Raw genomic sequence first — 312 nt, forward strand, 5'->3', positions numbered from 1 at the left:
CGCGAGCGTTCGGCGCCTGCCGCAACGCACGCCTTCGCCCGCGCTCGTCGATCGCAGCGGCAGGAAGCTTCCGGCTCCAGCGCGCCGCAAGTACGTCGATTGCCCGCACGTTTTGTCCGCCTAAATCCTCCCGCGGCGAAGGGATGGTCAGGAGGAGCCACGTGTGACCGACGACATCGAACCTTCGCCTTCGCCCGCGCGCTTGCGCATCGCCTTGTCCGACGACCATCCGGTGGTGCGCGCCGGCGTGCGCGCCTTGCTGGAATCGGCCGCCGCGCCGGACGAGGCCTGGAGCGTCGACGGCGAAGCTTC

At 70.2% G+C, this 312-nt stretch carries 1 protein-coding gene; it reads left to right on the forward strand.

Translation table 11 applies throughout. From position 1 onward, the window contains the following. Positions 1-163 precede the first annotated feature (163 nt). Positions 164-312 (forward strand): DNA-binding response regulator (locus HKX41_10950; protein NNC24648.1); only part of this gene is annotated, 149 nt, incomplete at its 3' end.

Origin of the sequence: Salifodinibacter halophilus (genome assembly GCA_012999515.1) — a bacterium.
Classification (GTDB): domain Bacteria; phylum Pseudomonadota; class Gammaproteobacteria; order Nevskiales; family Salinisphaeraceae; genus Salifodinibacter; species Salifodinibacter halophilus.